15 protein-coding genes and 1 riboswitch are annotated in these 17,680 nt (G+C 34.6%); of the genes, 13 read left to right on the top strand and 2 right to left on the bottom strand.

Annotated features, from left to right (window positions below; translation table 11 throughout):
* The first annotated feature begins 16 nt into the window (after positions 1-16).
* A riboswitch (PreQ1 riboswitch) is annotated at positions 17-61 on the top strand.
* Between the two features lie 9 nt (positions 62-70).
* A complete protein-coding gene (locus tag AC1RPV_RS00075; protein ID WP_481760856.1) occupies positions 71-571 on the top strand; it encodes a QueT transporter family protein in 501 nt (166 codons plus the stop codon).
* A 32-nt stretch (positions 572-603) separates the two neighbouring features.
* On the opposite strand, the gene cbpA is transcribed toward AC1RPV_RS00075, so the two are convergent.
* Together cbpA and AC1RPV_RS00065 are read right to left on the bottom strand one after the other, a co-directional pair.
* The gene (cbpA, locus tag AC1RPV_RS00070; protein ID WP_409021586.1) at positions 604-1,239 is read right to left on the bottom strand and encodes a cyclic di-AMP binding protein CbpA; all 636 of its coding nucleotides are present in this window, start codon (positions 1,237-1,239) and stop codon (positions 604-606) included.
* A 148-nt stretch (positions 1,240-1,387) separates the two neighbouring features.
* Positions 1,388-2,350, bottom strand: coding sequence for an L-lactate dehydrogenase (locus tag AC1RPV_RS00065; RefSeq protein ID WP_409021585.1), 963 nt, complete (start codon positions 2,348-2,350; stop codon positions 1,388-1,390).
* A gap of 209 nt (positions 2,351-2,559) precedes the next feature.
* Between AC1RPV_RS00065 and pth the strand changes: the two genes are divergently transcribed.
* The 12 genes from pth (at position 2,560) to lysS (ending at position 17,341) form a co-directional block, all read left to right on the top strand.
* Positions 2,560-3,123, top strand: a complete 564-nt coding sequence (gene pth, locus AC1RPV_RS00060; RefSeq protein ID WP_409021584.1) for an aminoacyl-tRNA hydrolase — start codon at positions 2,560-2,562, stop codon at positions 3,121-3,123.
* Between the two features lie 36 nt (positions 3,124-3,159).
* Positions 3,160-6,681: a transcription-repair coupling factor gene (gene mfd, locus AC1RPV_RS00055; RefSeq protein ID WP_481760855.1), complete on the top strand. Its 3,522-nt coding sequence runs from the start codon at positions 3,160-3,162 to the stop codon at positions 6,679-6,681.
* A gap of 21 nt (positions 6,682-6,702) precedes the next feature.
* Positions 6,703-8,271, top strand: coding sequence for a putative polysaccharide biosynthesis protein (locus AC1RPV_RS00050; protein ID WP_481760854.1), 1,569 nt, complete (start codon positions 6,703-6,705; stop codon positions 8,269-8,271).
* Between the two features lie 17 nt (positions 8,272-8,288).
* Positions 8,289-8,555 (top strand): RNA-binding S4 domain-containing protein, encoded by a 267-nt coding sequence (locus AC1RPV_RS00045; protein WP_481760853.1) that lies wholly within the window; start codon positions 8,289-8,291, stop codon positions 8,553-8,555.
* A 44-nt stretch (positions 8,556-8,599) separates the two neighbouring features.
* The gene (locus AC1RPV_RS00040) at positions 8,600-8,986 is read left to right on the top strand and encodes an FtsB family cell division protein (RefSeq protein WP_481760852.1); all 387 of its coding nucleotides are present in this window, start codon (positions 8,600-8,602) and stop codon (positions 8,984-8,986) included.
* 99 nt (positions 8,987-9,085) lie between these two features.
* Positions 9,086-9,565 carry a S1 domain-containing RNA-binding protein gene (locus AC1RPV_RS00035; protein WP_481760851.1) on the top strand — a complete coding sequence of 160 codons (480 nt, stop codon included), beginning with the start codon at positions 9,086-9,088 and terminating at the stop codon, positions 9,563-9,565.
* Between the two features lie 76 nt (positions 9,566-9,641).
* On the top strand, positions 9,642-11,009 hold the full coding sequence (tilS, locus tag AC1RPV_RS00030) for a tRNA lysidine(34) synthetase TilS (protein WP_481760850.1): 1,368 nt from the start codon (positions 9,642-9,644) through the stop codon (positions 11,007-11,009).
* A 5-nt stretch (positions 11,010-11,014) separates the two neighbouring features.
* Positions 11,015-11,554: a hypoxanthine phosphoribosyltransferase gene (gene hpt / locus AC1RPV_RS00025; protein ID WP_409021576.1), complete on the top strand. Its 540-nt coding sequence runs from the start codon at positions 11,015-11,017 to the stop codon at positions 11,552-11,554.
* Positions 11,555-11,647: 93 nt separating this feature from the next.
* Positions 11,648-13,726 carry an ATP-dependent zinc metalloprotease FtsH gene (gene ftsH / locus AC1RPV_RS00020; protein ID WP_409021575.1) on the top strand — a complete coding sequence of 693 codons (2,079 nt, stop codon included), beginning with the start codon at positions 11,648-11,650 and terminating at the stop codon, positions 13,724-13,726.
* A 77-nt stretch (positions 13,727-13,803) separates the two neighbouring features.
* Complete coding sequence (gene hslO / locus AC1RPV_RS00015; RefSeq protein WP_481760849.1) at positions 13,804-14,688, top strand: Hsp33 family molecular chaperone HslO; 885 nt, start codon at positions 13,804-13,806, stop codon at positions 14,686-14,688.
* A gap of 71 nt (positions 14,689-14,759) precedes the next feature.
* Complete coding sequence (gene dusB / locus AC1RPV_RS00010) at positions 14,760-15,770, top strand: tRNA dihydrouridine synthase DusB (protein ID WP_481760848.1); 1,011 nt, start codon at positions 14,760-14,762, stop codon at positions 15,768-15,770.
* 71 nt (positions 15,771-15,841) lie between these two features.
* On the top strand, positions 15,842-17,341 hold the full coding sequence (gene lysS / locus AC1RPV_RS00005) for a lysine--tRNA ligase (protein WP_481760847.1): 1,500 nt from the start codon (positions 15,842-15,844) through the stop codon (positions 17,339-17,341).
* Positions 17,342-17,680: the final 339 nt, after the last annotated feature.

Genomic DNA, 17,680 nt, shown 5'->3' with positions numbered 1-17,680 from the left:
CAGTAAAAAGACATAAAAAAACGTGGTTCGTAACCATCCCACGCTAAAAAACTAAGGGAGTCTATTAATAATGACAAAAAATAATCGTGTAAACCAGGTAATCATTAATGGTTTAATCGCTGCACTTTATATCGTATTGGCAGTTGTTCCAGGAATGGTGAACATGGCTAGTGGTGCTATTCAATTTCGACTATCAGAAGGATTGAATCACTTAGTACTTTTCAATAAGAAATATATCTGGGGTGTTTCATTAGGGGTTATCTTATTTAATCTCTTTTACAGCAGTCCGTTAGATGTTCTTTTTGGGGGCGTACAAACAATCATGGGTCTTTTAATTGTGATTTTTGTTAGTCCTAAGTTTAAGAAAATGTGGCAAAAAATGCTTTTAAATATTATGGTTTTCTCATTTACCATGTTTTTAATCGCTATTATGTTGAACATTACAGCGAGCTTACCGTTCTGGCCTACTTACGGTACAACAGCATTATCTGAATTTGTAATAATGACAATTACAGCACCAATAATGCTCGTTTTAGATCGTGCTATTCACTTTGATAAAAGAATGCATTAAAAAAACAGACCCGAAAGGGTCTGTTTTTTTGTCTAACTACGTAAATCTTCAATTTCAGAAACAATAAATTCTTTACGTCCTAAGTTATCAACAATTTTATCAACTTTTTCTTGGTTTACACCAGCTGGTAATGTGAATAATGTTCGGCGTAATAATTCGCCTTCTTTAACATCTAAAGTCATACAACTAGCAATTGATGAATATTTTGTAATGATTTTAGCCATATCAACTAAATCACCACGTTCGCCAGCTGAAATAACAGTTAAGACATAACTACCAACATCAAAATTCCATGATTGAGACAACATATCTAGAAGACGTGTATGTGTTAAAATACCCTCAAAATAGTTGTTTTCATTTAAAACAGCAATATAAGGTAAGTCTTTAATTGAAAAGAAAACGTTGAAGAAAGCTGAATCAGATGAAATAAACTTAGTCGCATTTTTAAGAAGATAAGTAACAGGAAGTGACATATCGCCACCCTGTGATTTATGACGATAAATATGCATTTTATAAATATTACCACGGAAAATTTGACCCGTTTCATCTAAGATTGGCACACAACGGAATCCAGAATTTTCTAGGACCGTAAGTGCTTCTTCAAGTGTGACACTTTCACGGACGGTTGTTAGTTCTTTTAATGGTTTAACTAAAGTATTTAATAACATATAGGCGCCTCCAAATATTAAATTTTTCTCATTTACATTTTTATAATACCATAAAAAAAGCTTTTTAACAGTAATTTGACTATTAAAATTGTATTAAAAAAGGAACGGAAGAATGTCTTCCGTTCCTTTTTTGGAAAATAATTAAAAATTATTCACCTAATGCTTTAAGACCATCATTTAATACTTGTTTCAAAGTAGCAGCTGAATCAGTCATACGTTTAGATTCAACATCACTTAAAGGTACTTCGATGATTTGTGCAAGACCTTGGCCATTAACAACACCTGGTGTACCGATATAAATATCGTTCAAACCATATTGTCCGTCCATGTATGCACTAACAGGTAATACGGCATTTTCGTCACGCAAAATTGCTTTTGAAAGACGAGCTAATGCTGTACCAATACCGTAGAATGTTGCGCCTTTTTTGTTGATAATTTCGTAAGCTTTGTTACGAACGTCATCTTCAATTTTAGCAAGTTGGTCATCAGAAATGTTGTTAGCTTTTGCCCAATCTAAGAATGGAAGACCACCAACAGTTGCAGCTGAGTAAGCAGCAAATTCTGTATCGCCATGTTCGCCCATCATGTAAGCATGGATTGAACGAGGATCTGTAATGTCAGTTAATTTGCTTAAAGCAACACGTAAACGTGAAGTATCAAGTGAAGTACCTGAACCAATAACACGATCTTTAGGGAAACCAGAGAATTTCATTGTTGCGTAAGTTAAAATATCAACTGGGTTAGCAGCAACTAAGAAAATACCTTTAAATCCAGATTCAACGATTGGAGATACGATACTTTTCAAGATGTTTAAGTTTTTGTTTACAAGGTCAAGGCGTGTTTCACCTGGTTTTTGTGGAGCACCAGCAGTGATAACGACAAGATCTGCATCTTCACAGTCAGAGTATTCTGCTGAGTAGATACGTTTAGGAAATGCGAATGGTGTTGCATCTTCTAAATCTAAAGCATCTCCGACAGTGCGATCTTTCGCAACATCGATGATACCGAATTCTTCGCCGACACCTTGGAGTGTCATTGCGAATGCGTAACTAGAACCTACGGCGCCATCGCCGACTAAGATAACTTTTTGATGATTTTCTGTTTTTGTCAAAATAATTCATCCTTTCAGAGCTATAATTATTACTGAATAATTATAACATGTTTGTTTGTGAAAAAACATACTAGATGAGAGAGTTCTTTCACAAAATTTTCATAAATCGAGTATGGTATAATAGTTGAAAGAAAAGAATAGGGTCGAAATGCTGGGTAAGTTGAATAAACTTGCCCAGATGTTTGCGTTTATTTAAAGGAGAAATTAAAATGAAAATGATAGTCGGTTTAGGAAATATTGGGCAAAAGTATGATGGAACAAGACACAATGTCGGATTCGCTACAGTAGATGTATTTGCAAAACAACATAATGCCGATTTTGGATCTAGCAAGTATGAAGCGCAAGTGGCATCGTTTAATTTAAATGGTGAAAAAATTGTCTTAGTTAAACCATCTACTTATATGAATGATTCAGGTCGAGCTGTTAGACCGTTGATGGATTTCTATAAAATTGATGTTTCAGACATCCTTATTGTGAACGATGATCTTGATTTAGAAGTTGGTCGGATTCGATTACGTCAAAAAGGATCAGCAGGCGGACATAATGGTTTGAAAAGCATTATCGCACATACAGGAACACAGGAATTTAAACGTATTAAAATTGGTATTGACCATCCAGACAAAGTTTCTGTCGTAGATTGGGTATTAACGAAATTTTCTAAAAACCAAGAAAAAGACTTAGGTGATGCAATCAATACAGCAACTTTAGCAATTGAGGATTGGTTGGAAACAGATGATTTTATGAATACGATGAACAAGTATAACCATAAATAAGAAAAAGCTGTTTAGAAAAGGGTAAAGGGTAGAATAATGAATTTAGAAGCAATGATGCAGACTGTTCCTGGTGTAGATAACTGGCTAACAAATATTGAACCTAATACAAGACAATTGTTAACTGGACTAACGGGTTCAGCTAAAACATTGATGTTAGCTACTATTTTTAAAGATAAAAAAAAATCTATGTTGGTTGTGACAGATAATTTATTTCATGCAACACAATTAAATGAAGATTTAACTAACTTTATTAATGAAGAAGATGTGCTTACATTCCCAGTTGAAGAATTATTAGCTGCAGAACTGGCAACAAGTTCACCAGAATCTAAAAGTGAACGTGTCCAAACGCTTCAGGCTCTATTAGAAGGAACACCAAAGATTGTTGTAACATCAATCTCGGGGTTACGACGTTTTCTAGCACCTGTTTCAACGTGGAAACAAGCAACATTAAACTTAGCTGTTGGAAAAGATATTGATTTGAAAGCCACGGAAACTCAACTCTTTACGATGGGCTATCAACGTCAAAAGTTGGTTGAACGTCCTGGGGATTTTGCTGTACGTGGTTCTATCTTGGATATTTACCCATTGACCGTAGAAAACCCAATTAGACTAGATTTATTTGATACGGAAATAGATTCATTACGTTATTTTGATGTGACTAATCAACGAAGCTTAGAGAATGTGGACCAGATTCAAATTATACCCGCGACAGATTTTATTGCGACTGACGCTATGCTATTGGAAGCTAGTCAAACATTAAAAAAAGCGTATGGTGTTGAATATAAGCGATTAGATAATGATGATCAAGAGCGATTAGAATCAAATATTATGCCGCTTATGAGTGATTTTGAAAAAGGACGCTTAGCTCCGGAACATTTATTATTTAGCGATATTATTTATCAAGGTAAAACAAGTCTGTTAGATTACTTGGGTAGCAATGGTTTAATTGTAATGGACGATTATCCGAGATTATTAGAAGCTGAAAAGACGCTTAAACTAGATGAAGATAACTGGATGGCAGATAAGTTAAAAACACATCAAGTTTTGTCTACAAGTGTTTTTGGATTTGAATTACGAGATTTATTGAAAAATGAATCGCATGCTGAATTATTTCTGGCTCATTTTCAAAAAGGAATGGGTCACCTCAAATTTAATCAATTGATTGATGTACCAGGACATGCCATGCAACAATTTTTTAGCCAAATGCCATTACTTAAAACAGAAATGGATCGTTGGTTAAAAAAGAAACAGACTATTATTGTTATGGTTCAAGATAAAGAGCGACTTGATAAAGTCTCACAAACCTTGGATGATTTTGAGATTCCTTCTATCATGACGACTTTGGATAGCCTACAGTTAGGAAAAGTTCAGGTAGTAGAAGGTAACTTACAAGCTGGATTTGAATTGCCAATGGCAAACTTAGTTGTTGTGACAGAACATGAAATGTTTAACAAAGTCACTAAAAAACGTCCAAAACGCCAAACATTAGCGAATGCAGAACGCCTTAAAAGTTATCAAGATTTGAAACCAGGAGACTATGTGGTCCATGTTAATCATGGTATTGGACAGTTTATTGGAATGGAAACATTAGAAGTCGATGGTAAACATCAAGATTATATGACAATTTCTTATCGGGATGAAGCTAAATTATTTATTCCAGTAACCCAATTAAACATGGTTCAAAAGTATGTTTCTTCTGAATCTAAGTCACCTAGAATTAACAAATTGGGTGGTACTGAATGGACCAAAACGAAAAATAAAGTTGCTGCTAAAATTGAAGATATTGCTGATGATTTAGTTGCATTGTATGCTGAACGTGAAGCAGAAGTTGGATTTCAATTTTCAAAGGACAACGATTATCAGATGGAATTTGAAAATGCATTTCCATACTCTGAAACTGAAGATCAAATTAGAAGTTCAAATGAAATTAAGCACGATATGGAACAAAAGAAACCAATGGATCGTTTATTGATTGGTGATGTAGGTTTTGGGAAAACAGAAGTCGCGTTACGTGCCGCTTTTAAAGCCATTCAAGATAATAAACAGGTTGCTTTATTAGTGCCTACAACGGTGTTAGCGCAACAACATTACGAAACAATGATTAATCGATTCGAAGGATTTCCAGTTGAAATTGGGATTTTATCTCGTTTTAGAACAAAGAAACAACTTAAAGAAACAACTGATAAAATGGCTAGTGGTGCATTAGATATTGTCGTTGGGACACATCGAATTTTATCGAAAGATATTCAATTTGCTGATTTAGGATTGTTAATTGTTGATGAAGAGCAACGGTTTGGTGTGAAACATAAAGAACGACTCAAAGAGTTTAAGTCACAAGTGGACGTCTTAACGTTAACGGCAACGCCAATCCCAAGGACACTTAATATGTCGATGCTTGGGGTTCGCGATTTATCAGTAATTGAAACGGCACCATTGAACCGTTACCCAATTCAAACTTATGTAATGGAACAAAATGGTGGAACTATTCGAGATGGAATACAACGTGAACTTCAACGTGGTGGACAAGTTTTTTATTTGCATAATCGAGTTGAAGATATTGAAAAAGTAGTTTCAGAAATTGAGATTATGGTTCCTGAAGCTAGTGTCGCGTATATCCATGGTCAAATGACTGAAAATCAATTAGAAAATGTCTTGTATGATTTCATTCAAGGTGTCTATGATGTGTTGGTAACAACGACAATTATTGAAACGGGCGTAGATATTTCTAATGCTAATACATTATTTGTCGAAAATGCTGACCACATGGGATTGGCGCAACTTTACCAGTTACGTGGTCGTGTTGGTCGTAGTAGTCGAATTGCGTATGCCTACTTTATGTATAAACCTAATAAGGTTTTGACTGAAGTGAGCGAAAAACGCTTAGAAGCAATCAAAGACTTCACCGAATTGGGTTCTGGATTTAAAATTGCTATGCGAGATTTATCTATTCGTGGAGCAGGAAATCTATTGGGCCGACAACAACATGGTTTCATTGATTCTGTTGGATATGATTTATATACACAGATGTTGACAGAAGCTGTGAATAAAAAACAAGGTAAAAAAGCTGAGCCTAAATCAGATTCTGAAATTGACATTAATATTGAAGCTTATTTACCATCATCTTACATTGATGATCAGCGTCAAAAAATTGAAATTTATAAACGTATTCGACAGCTTGATAATTATGATCAATATTTGGAAGTACAAGGTGATTTAATTGATCGTTTCGGCGAATTTCCAACTGAAGTGAATAACTTAATGGAAATTGGCTTACTTAAATTATTTGCCGATAAGGCATTAGTTGATAAAATTAAAAAAGATAAAGACCAGTTAATTGTTTCTGTTTCAGAAAAAGGAACGACATTGCTGGGTACGGAAGCAATTTTCATGGCATTATCAGCAACAAAATTAAAAGCGTCATTAAAAACTCAGGGCAAACAAATGCGTGTGATTTTAGTGATTCAACCTAAGATGACTGAGACTGACTGGTTGATTGAATTACAAAACTTTATTCAAGCGTTAAGCGAATCCGTTGGGTCAGTGACTGCAGCTAACTAATAAAAAAGGAATCGAAATGATATGGGAAATAAGCAACTTAGACATTTAATGCGTGGTGCAATGATTCTATCGATTGCCTCACTAATTGCCAAGATTTTGAGTGCCATTTACCGAGTGCCATTCCAAAATTTAGTCGGAGATACGGGCTTCTATATTTATCAGCAAGTTTATCCTATTTATGGGATAGGGATGACTTTTGCTTTGACTGGATTTCCCGTCTACATTAGTAAGTTAATTGCTGAAGAGCCTTCGAAAGAAGATAAAATAAAATTGTCTCATGATATATTTATTGTTTTAAGTATATTTAGTTTAGTTATCTTTTCTGGCTTACAATTAGGAGCTTCATGGATTGCGACAGCTATGGGTGATGGACAGTTAGCAGGCTTAATTAAAAGTGTTTCATTTATGTTCTTATTTTTACCTGTTTTAGCAGTGGGACGTGGTTATTATCAAGGTATTTTTGAAATGAACAAAACTGCTGTCTCCCAAGTTGTTGAACAACTATTACGTGTTGGACTCATTATTTTAGCGGCATACATTGCGGTTGAAAATAATATGTCATTATATTCGATGGGAGCATGGGCAATGTTTGGGGCAACTATTGGTGCTATTGGCGCAAGTGTTTCTTTTATTCACTTTTACAGGGTTGAATTTAGGAAGACTAGGCTTCAAACAAACTGGCAAAGATTACTGATAACCTCTAAAAAATTATTTTCGGAGGGTCTTATCATCTGTCTATTTGCAGCAATGATGGTGCTATTACAATTAGTTGATTCATTCACAGTGAAAAACGGATTAGTGCACTTTGGTTATTCAAATAATATTGCAAAATCGTTAAAAGGAGTCTATGACCGTGCACAGCCTTTAGTACAACTTGGACTAGTTATTTCTGTTGGGTTCTCTTCGATGTTATTGCCATCTCTGGCTTCGGCCCGTCGTGAAAACCGAAAAAAGGATTTTCAACGATATGCTGGGATGTTAGTGCACATAACGGTGGCGTTATCGATGGCGGCAACCATCGGACTGATTGCTGTTATGCCACTTGTTAACCAATCTTTATTTGGGGATCAACTTCAAAATGGTACATTATCGGTTTATATGTTTAGTATTTTCTTAGCAGCAGTTATTGGAACATACAACAGCGTCCTACAGAGTCTGGGATTGTATCGTACGTCAGTCATTGCTTTGATTATCGGATTGTTACTTAAAATGAGTATTAATTTTTACCTAGTTTCTATATTAGGAACAGTTGGAGCAAGTATTGCGACAATCTTAAGTTTATTACTTGTATTAATTGCCATGTGGGTTATGTCACCCAGTGAGATTAGACAGTTACTAATTGATCCCAAATTTATGATGAAATTAACTTTAATTTGTGTAATTATGGGAATTGTGGTTTATTTATTAGATAATCAGTTAATTAATTGGACGAATGACAAGCGATTGTTGAGTGGCATTATAGCGCTCGTTTCTGGATCTATTGGTGCTGGAATATTTGGTGGTTTAGCAGTTAAATGGGAATTATTTTCGATTCGAGAATGGCTAAGCTTTCCATTTGGAAAACGTATTTTAAAAAAATTTATAAGATAAATAAAGGGGATTAACTAATGAGATTAGATAAATTTTTAAAAGTGTCACGTATTATTAAACGTCGTACAGTTGCAAAAGAAATTGCAGATAAGGGTCGAATTATGATTAATGATAAAATGGCAAAATCTTCAACAGATGTTGTTGTTGGGGATGAGTTAACAATCCAATTTGGTAATAAAACGCTGACTGTTCGAGTTATGGCGCTTAAAGAAACAACGAAAAAAGCAGAATCAATTGATTTATATGAAGTTGTTTCTGAAGTTTATACAGAAGAAAGTCGATAATTATCGATTTTTAATTGGAGTCCTTTATTGGGTTAGGAGACAAGATGGCCGATAATAAATCGAAAATTAAATTTTTAGATAATGATTTTATGAAAGCTAATAAAACAGAAAGAAAAAAAGATCAACGATTGGTAACTATTCACCGCCGCCGTATGATTGGATTAGGAGCTGTTTTAATAATTATAATCATTTTCTTTAGCGTACAGTTAATTTCAACCAAGCTTAAGGTTGCACATTATAAGCAAGAAACAGCAGTTGAACAAACGAAATTAAAAAAAGCTAAAGCAAATCAAAAAGATCTTAAATTTCAAATTAAACAATTAAATGATAACGATTATTTATTAAAATTAATTCGTGAAAAATATTATTTCTCTAAAAAAGGTGAAACTGTCTATAGTTTTCCTAGTGATAAAGCAAATTTAAAAAACTAATCAATCAGGGATAGAATTACCCGTGATTTAACTTTGTATCAAGGTTTATAGCGTGGTATACTAGTATGGTATATATATCTAAGGAGGAACAACTTTTTTATGTCTATTGAAGTCGGAGAGAAAGTTTCAGGTAAAGTTTCAGGAATTACAAATTTCGGTGCATTTATTGATTTGGGTGACAGAAAAACAGGATTAGTACATATTAGTGAAGTTTCTGATGGATTCATCAAAGATATTCATGATGCACTAACTGTTGGGGATGAAGTCACAGTTAAAGTTTTATCCATTGGCGACGATGGTAAGATAAGTTTATCAATACGAAAAGCTGTTGATAAGCCTCAAGTAACAGAAACAAAATCTCGTCCACAGAAAACATTTAATAAAGATACTCGCGCATCGACTGGTTCTCGTCCATCAAATGGTGGTAAGAATCGCTATCAGACTAAAAAAGTTGAACCTCAAAAAGATGACTTCGATTCATTGTTGTCAGGCTTTTTGAAAGATAGTGAAGATCGGTTAGTTTCATTAAAGAGAAGTACTGAAGGTAAGCGCGGTGGCCGTGGTGGCCGACGTAATTAATAACGAATTTTAAAGATGAGTGGTTGAAATGAAAATTTTAAACCACTCTTTTTTTAATGAAAAAAGGAGAAAAGTTTTGCTGAATACAAGATTTGAGGCTCAATATCGGCTACTTGGTAGTCCTGAAAAAATTCTGGTTGCTGTTTCAACAGGTGTTGATTCAATGGTCCTCATGGATTTGTTGCAACGATTACCAGATGAAATCCGGCCTGAGATAGGCGTTGCCTACATTGACCATCAATTAAGAGAGCAGAGCCGTATTGAAACTGAGTTCATCGAAAAGTATTGTCTAGATCATCAATTTAAATTATATAAAAAAGTTTGGCCAGTACATGAACATGGATTAAATGGTATTGAAAATGCAGCGCGCAAAATGAGATATGATTTTTTTGAGCAAATAATGGTATCAGAAACTTATGCAACGTTAATGACAGCGCATCAAGCAGATGACCAGCTCGAAACACTTGTTATGAAAGGAATTCGTGGCGGAGATATCAGACAGTTAACGGGTATCAGTCAAACTAGATCATTTGGACCAGGGATGTTAGTTAGACCGTTACTTTTGTTCACAAAACAGGCTATTCGGCAGTACGCAAAGCATGAAAACATTGTTTTTTTTGAAGATGAAACGAATCAATTAAGTGATTTTTTTAGAAATCGAGTTAGAAAAGAAATTATACCGAAAATGCTTGAAAATAATAAACAAGTAATTAAGCATGCACAAAGTTATGCAGATCAGTTAACGAACCTATTAGATTTAGCAGATGAAGCAATTAGTGAAAAAATAAAAGAAATCAAATATGCTTCAGGATTTAAAATAAAAATGTGGACCACGTTGGAAACAAGGTGGCAAAAGCCGATATTGAAAAAAATCGCTGAAGAACATGGTGTTTTCTTAAAAGAAGACCAAATACAGCAAATTAGCCAGTTACTGCTGAATGAAAAAAAACCACAGGGTGAACTTAATTTAGGTGATGATCAATTATTTGTTAAAAAATATGAGTACATGGATTTCATTCAAAAAGAGAAAATAATTGAAAGTACTTCTGAAAAAATAATACTCGGTATGAATTCATGGGTTAATTTAAATAATAATGAAAAAATTGGCGTATTTAAAGCTGAAGAGATTAATCTAGATGAAGTAACTATAAAAGATTATATGATGGTTGATCACTCTATTGTTGAAGAGGGGCTTAGCTTGAGACATCGGTTGCCAGGCGATTATATCGACATAGGAAATAGTGCAAAACAAAAAATAAAAAAAATATTTATTGATCAAAAAATAAGTAGTAATGACCGTAATCAGGCTTGGGTATTAGAAACTAATACTAAGCGAATCATTTGGTTAATAAATTATAAAAAATCTCAATTGTCAGACACCGTTGAAACTGATAAAATACAAGACATAATCGTTTTAAAAAAACAAGGTCAGGGAAGAGGCTAAAGTGTATGGATGAAGATATCAAAAAAGTTCTTTACAGTGAGCAAGAAATTCAAGATGTTACTCGGCGATTAGGAAAACAGATTACCGCTGATTATCAAGGCAAAAATCCATTGCTTGTTTGTATATTAAAGGGCGCCTATCTTTTTATGGCTGACATTGCTAAAAATGTTGCAGATTATGCAGAAGTTGATTTTATGAATGTTTCGAGCTATGGGGATGGTACCGTATCAACTGGTGAGATTAAGATTATCAAAGATTTAGATATTGATGTTAAAGGCAGAGATGTGATTATTGTTGAAGATATCGTGGATACAGGACAAACTTTAGCTTACTTAATCGATCTGTTTAACAATAGAAATGTAAAATCTGTTAAGGTTTGTTCGTTGTTGGACAAACCAGAAGGTCGTAAAGTGACTGTTAACGTTGATTATGCAGGATTTGAAGTTCCAAATGAATTTGTAGTTGGTTATGGATTAGATTATGCTGAAAAATATAGGAACTTACCATATATTGGCGTCTTGAAACCTGAAATTTATACAGAGTAAAATAATGGTCAAAGAATGTCAATTGTGATATAGTGTATCCTATTCAAACGATAGTTGAAATAAAAATAAAGAAAAACGGGCAGGAGAGTAGATATGAAAAACAATCCTAAAAATGGACTTTTTAAAAATAGTTTATTTTACATAGTTATCATGCTTGGGATAATGGGTGTAATGTACTTCTTTTTTGATGGAAACAGCAAAACGGAAACACAAGAAATTCAATCAAGTGAATTTGTCTCAAAATTACAATCAAACCAAGTGAAATCATTTGATATTCAACCATCAGGTGGTGTCTACAAAATAACAGGGACTTATAAGAAAGCTCAAACAGAAAAGAGCAAGGATACTGGGTTCTCATTAATTCCAGCTTCAAAGAAAACAACAAAAGTTAAAAACTTTACGTCAACAGTTATTCAAAATGATTCAAATATGGCACAAATTTTGAAATCATCTGAAGCAACAAAGACAAAAATGGATACAAAAGAAGAACAATCAGATAGTATCTGGTTGCAATTAGCAATTACGGTTATTCCACTTGTATTAATGGTCGGCTTTTTCTATCTTATGATGGGACAAGCAGGACAAGGTGGCGGTGGTGGCGGTAAGGTGATGAACTTTGGTAAATCAAAAACAAAACCTTCCGAGAAAAAAGATAATAAAGTTCGTTTTGCTGATGTTGCCGGTGCAGAAGAAGAAAAGCAAGAACTTGTTGAAGTTGTTGAATTCTTAAAATCACCACGCAAATTTGCTGATTTAGGCGCTCGAATCCCATCAGGTGTTCTCCTAGAGGGACCTCCTGGTACTGGTAAAACTTTACTCGCAAAAGCAGTAGCTGGTGAAGCTGAAGTACCATTTTATTCAATTTCCGGTTCTGATTTCGTAGAAATGTTTGTCGGTGTTGGGGCAAGTCGTGTACGTGATTTGTTCGAAAATGCTAAGAAAACTGCACCATCAATTATCTTTATTGATGAAATTGATGCTGTCGGACGTCGTCGTGGCTCTGGTACAGGTGGCGGTAATGATGAACGTGAACAAACATTGAACCAATTACTTGTTGAAATGGATGGATTTACGGGTACAGAAGGTGTGATTGTAATTGCAGCTACTAACCGTTCGGATGTTCTGGATCCAGCACTTTTACGTCCTGGTCGTTTTGATCGTAAAGTTTTAGTAGGTCGCCCAGATGTTAAGGGTCGTGAGGCTATTCTTAATGTTCATGCAAAAAACAAACCGTTAGCATCTGATGTTGATTTAAAAGTTATTGCTAAGCAGACACCTGGATTTGTTGGTGCTGATTTAGAAAATCTTTTAAATGAAGCTGCATTATTAGCTGCTCGTCGTAATAAATCAAAAATTGATGCAAGCGATATGGATGAAGCTGAGGATCGTGTTATTGCGGGACCAGCAAAACGTGATCGTACGATTAATGAAAAAGAACGTCAAACAGTTGCATTCCATGAAGCCGGACATACAATTGTTGGATTAGTCCTAAATGATGCTAGAGTTGTTCACAAAGTAACAATTGTCCCTCGAGGTCGTGCTGGCGGTTACGCAATCATGTTACCAAAAGAAGATCAAATGTTATTGTCTAAAAAAGATATGAGTGAACAAATTGCTGGATTAATGGGTGGACGTGCAGCTGAAGAAATTGTTTACAATGAACAATCTTCAGGCGCATCAAACGATTTCCAACAAGCAACACAAATGGCTCGCTCAATGGTTACTGAATATGGAATGAGTGAAAAACTCGGACCTGTTCAATTAGAAGGCAATAGCCAAATGTTCGCTGGTGGTTCAGGTCAACCAAGTGCTGCTTACTCAAGCAATACGGCTGACATTATTGATTCTGAGGTTCGTCGTCTATCTGAAGAAGGTATGAAACTTGCTAAAGAAATTATTGAAGCACATAGAGAACAGCATAAATTGATTGCTGATAAGTTATTAGAATTTGAAACACTTGATGAAAAAGAAATTTTAAGCTTGTTCGAAGATGGCAAAATGCCAGAAAAAGACGATGCAAATGAATTTCCGAGTGAAAAAGATGGTTCTTTTGAAGCAACAAAAAAAGAATTAGAACGTAAAGATGCAAAAAAAATAGCTGAAGAAACAGATGAAGTTGATTTATCTAAAACGGTTGTTTTTTACCCCAAAGTGAATAAAGACGATAAATAATCGTTACTTAAGAACTCCGATGGATTATCTATCGGAGTTCTTGTTGGTCTAAAATGAATTATTTAAGGAGAAAACGAATGAAAGATTATCTTGTAAAAAGTTTGGCCTTTGACGGTAAATTAAGAGTATATGCTGTTACTGCGACAAATACGGTTGCTGAAGCACAAAGGAGACATGACACATGGAGCGCAGCATCAGCTGCACTTGGGCGGAGCCTAATAGGAACATTATTACTAAGTACATCTACATTGTCAGCCGATGAAAAAATGACCGTTAAAATTAATGGTGATGGGCCAGTTGGTGCTATCGTAATTGATGGTAACGCTGATGGAACAGTTAAAGGATATCTGAGTGAACCCCACGTTCATTTACCATTAAATGAAAAAAATAAAATTGATGTTAAAGGTGCCGTTGGAACAACTGGATCAATGGCAGTAACAAAAGATATGGGTATGAAGGAACCGTTTACGGGACAAGTCCCATTGGTTTCAGGTGAACTTGGCGAAGACTTTACTTACTATTTAGCTAAATCAGAGCAGATTCCATCATCAGTTGGATTATCTGTATTTGTGAACACGGACAATACAATCGAAGTGGCCGGTGGGTTTATGATTCAAGTAATGCCTGGCGCAACTGATGAAGTTATCGATAATTTAGAAAAAAAATTAGCAGAAATGCCTATGATTTCAGAATTGCTAAGAGATGGTAAAACGCCAGAAGATATTATATATCTGATGTTTGGTAAAGAAAATGTTAATATCTTGGATACAATGCCAGTTGCGTTCGAATGTGATTGTTCAAAAGATAAATTTTACGGTTCATTAGCTAGTTTGCCAAAAAGCGATATCACTGAAATGATCGAATTGGATCATGGTGCCGAAGCTGTTTGTCGTTTTTGTGGAAATCGATATCAATATTCTGAAAATGAATTAATGAAATTATTAGAGGGTTCAGCTAAATAAATTTTATCAATATATGATTTGTGTTATGATACTAAACAATAGTAAGTGTAAAAAACGATGAGGTGAATAGAATGGAATGGAAAATTGGCGATATATTAATTCCTAATCAAGTAGTTGTTGCACCTATGGCAGGTGTAACAAATGCGGCATTCAGAATGATTTGTAAGGATTTTGGTGCTGGATTAGTAGTTTGTGAAATGATTTCTGATAAAGGAATCCAATTTAGAAATAAAAAAACGTTGAGCATGTTGTTTGTAGATCCAAGAGAACATCCAGTTAGCGTTCAAATTTTTGGCGGAGATAAGGAAACATTGGTTGCTGCTGCTAAGTTTGTTGAAGAACACACGTCAGCCGACATAGTCGATATTAATATGGGTTGCCCTGTACCTAAAGTAACAAAAACAGACGCAGGCGCACGTTGGTTGCTTGATCCAGATAAAGTATACGAAATGGTTGATGCGGTTACTAATGAGCTGTCAATTCCGGTAACAGTTAAAATGAGAACAGGCTGGGACGAAGATCATATTTTAGCAGTTGAAAATGCCTTAGCTGCTGAACAAGGTGGTGCAGCTGCACTTGCAATGCACGGAAGAACACGTTTCCAGTTGTATAATGGTAAAGCAGATTGGAATATTTTACATGAAGTTAAAAGTAATTTAAAAACAATTCCTTTTATGGGTAATGGTGATATTAAAACGCCACAAGATGCAAAGAAGATGTTAGATGAAGTCGGTGCCGACGCTGTTATGATAGGCCGTGCTGCATTAGGAAATCCGTGGATGATTAGGCAGACAGCAACGTACCTTGAAACAGGTGAACTCATTGCTGAACCTTCAGCATCTGATAAAATTTTAGTTGCTAAAGAACACTTGCACGCACTTTGCCAGATAAAGGGTGAGGTTATTGGACCTAAAGAATTCAGAAGTCAAGCAGCATACTACTTAAAAGGTATTTCGCGTTCAGCTCGTGCTAAAGCAGCATTGAATGAAGCAAATTCAGAAGCTACTATGATAACGATATTTGATAAATTTTTAGAAGATACAAAAGAACGTGAATTCAAATTAATGCAAAAAGAAGCATAGAATTAGTTGCATTTTATTGGGTTAATTGGCATGATAGTAAGTGAAATATGTAATTAAGTGAGGGATATAATATGGTAAAGCAAGAACAAAGTATGAATGATCAATTAAAGGTACGTCGTGAAAAAGTTGTTGAACTTCGCGAAGCAGGGGTCGATCCATTTGGACACCGCTTTGAACGTAAAGACATGACTAAAGCATTACATGATAAGTATGATGCATTAACTAAAGAAGAACTTGATGGTATGGATATCCAAGCTACTATCGCAGGTAGATTAATGTCTAAACGTGGTAAAGGTAAAGTGAGTTTCGCTGATATTCAGGATAAAGATGGACGTTTACAATTATATGTCCGTAAAGATGTTGTAGGTGAAGATACATATCATATCTTTAAACGTTCAGATATTGGTGATTTTGTTGGTATAACAGGTGATGTTATGAAAACAGATATGGGTGAATTAACGATTCGCCCAACAGAAGTTACTTTCCTATCAAAAGCATTACGACCATTACCAGATAAATTTCATGGTTTGCAAAATGTAGAACAAATCTATAGACAAAGATATCTTGATTTAATCACAAATCGTGAAAGCTTTGATCGATTTATGAAACGTAGTCAAATTATTTCAGCTGTAAGACGTTATTTAGATGGTAATGGATATATTGAGGTTGAAACGCCAGTACTGCATAACCAAGCAGGTGGAGCATCAGCTAAACCATTTACAACACATCATAATGCGTTAGATATTGAACTATACTTGAGAATTGCACTAGAATTACATTTAAAACGACTTATCGTTGGTGGAATGGAAAAAGTATACGAAATTGGTCGAGTGTTCCGTAATGAAGGAATTGATACAAAACATAATCCTGAGTTTACAATGCTTGAAACGTACGTTGCATACTATGACTTCCATGATGTAATGGATGAAACTGAAGGCATTTTTAAAGCAGTCGCAGATGTAATTTCAAATGACGGAATTATTGAATATGATGGAAAAAAAGTAGATTTTAATAAAAAATTTGCAAGAGTTCATATGGTAGATGCTATTAAGTCCGTAACTGGAGTGGATTTTTGGAAAGAAATGTCAGTTGAAGAAGCACAAAAATTGGCAGATGAACATCATGTTAAATATGAAACATATTGGAAAGTTGGCCATATCATTAATGAATTTTTCGAAAAATTTGTTGAAGATACAATTGTTGATCCTACTTTTGTTTATGGACATCCTTTAGAAATTTCGCCTTTAGCAAAGAAAAATGAAGATGATCCAAGATTTACGGATCGTTTTGAAATGTATATTTTAGGTACAGAATATGCTAATGCATTTACTGAGTTAAATGACCCCATTGATCAAAGAGAGCGATTTGAGTCCCAAGTTGAAGAACGTGAAGATGGTAACGATGAAGCGGAAGGAATCGATGAAGATTTCATTGAAGCACTCGAATATGGTATGCCACCAACAGGTGGTTTAGGAATTGGAATAGATAGGTTGGTTATGTTAATGACTGATGCACAATCTATCAGAGATGTGTTATTATTTCCAACTATGAGACCAGATGATAATCAATAAATATTTTTAAATTATTTTATAGGATTATTTTTGATGAATAATATTATATGAGAGTATTGTCGCTATGTGACAATACTCTTTTTTTACTTTTATTTCAGCAGTAAAAGTAATAATAAAACACGATGTACACGTTTACATTCATTGATTTAGATTTAATTTAAATAAAGGCTTGACGAAGGTGATTATTCTTGGTAAAGTAATAAACGTTGCTTCAGTAGTAAACAACTAATTCAAATGTGACCAGTTAATTAATTAAAAAAGTTCTTGACAATTAACGAAATCCTTGATATGATATAAAAGTTGTCAAAAGCAACCAAGTAGATCTTTGAAAACTGAACA

Source organism: Dellaglioa sp. CoH-55-MRSF-9 (assembly GCF_056782155.1).
This window is presented reverse-complemented; position numbering and strand designations above follow the sequence as displayed.

Excerpts from the sequence above, each read along its gene's own strand:
- hslO (WP_481760849.1), top strand. The coding sequence starts at position 13,804 with ATGAAAGATTATCTTGTAAAAAGTTTGGCCTTTGACGGTAAATTAAGA.
- AC1RPV_RS00075 (WP_481760856.1), top strand. The coding sequence starts at position 71 with ATGACAAAAAATAATCGTGTAAACCAGGTAATCATTAATGGTTTAATC.
- AC1RPV_RS00050 (WP_481760854.1), top strand. The coding sequence starts at position 6,703 with ATGGGAAATAAGCAACTTAGACATTTAATGCGTGGTGCAATGATTCTA.
- pth (WP_409021584.1), top strand. The coding sequence starts at position 2,560 with ATGAAAATGATAGTCGGTTTAGGAAATATTGGGCAAAAGTATGATGGA.
- mfd (WP_481760855.1), top strand. The coding sequence starts at position 3,160 with ATGAATTTAGAAGCAATGATGCAGACTGTTCCTGGTGTAGATAACTGG.
- AC1RPV_RS00035 (WP_481760851.1), top strand. The coding sequence starts at position 9,086 with ATGTCTATTGAAGTCGGAGAGAAAGTTTCAGGTAAAGTTTCAGGAATT.
- dusB (WP_481760848.1), top strand. The coding sequence starts at position 14,760 with ATGGAATGGAAAATTGGCGATATATTAATTCCTAATCAAGTAGTTGTT.
- ftsH (WP_409021575.1), top strand. The coding sequence starts at position 11,648 with ATGAAAAACAATCCTAAAAATGGACTTTTTAAAAATAGTTTATTTTAC.
- hpt (WP_409021576.1), top strand. The coding sequence starts at position 11,015 with ATGGATGAAGATATCAAAAAAGTTCTTTACAGTGAGCAAGAAATTCAA.
- AC1RPV_RS00040 (WP_481760852.1), top strand. The coding sequence starts at position 8,600 with ATGGCCGATAATAAATCGAAAATTAAATTTTTAGATAATGATTTTATG.
- AC1RPV_RS00045 (WP_481760853.1), top strand. The coding sequence starts at position 8,289 with ATGAGATTAGATAAATTTTTAAAAGTGTCACGTATTATTAAACGTCGT.
- cbpA (WP_409021586.1), bottom strand. The coding sequence starts at position 1,239 with ATGTTATTAAATACTTTAGTTAAACCATTAAAAGAACTAACAACCGTC.
- lysS (WP_481760847.1), top strand. The coding sequence starts at position 15,842 with ATGGTAAAGCAAGAACAAAGTATGAATGATCAATTAAAGGTACGTCGT.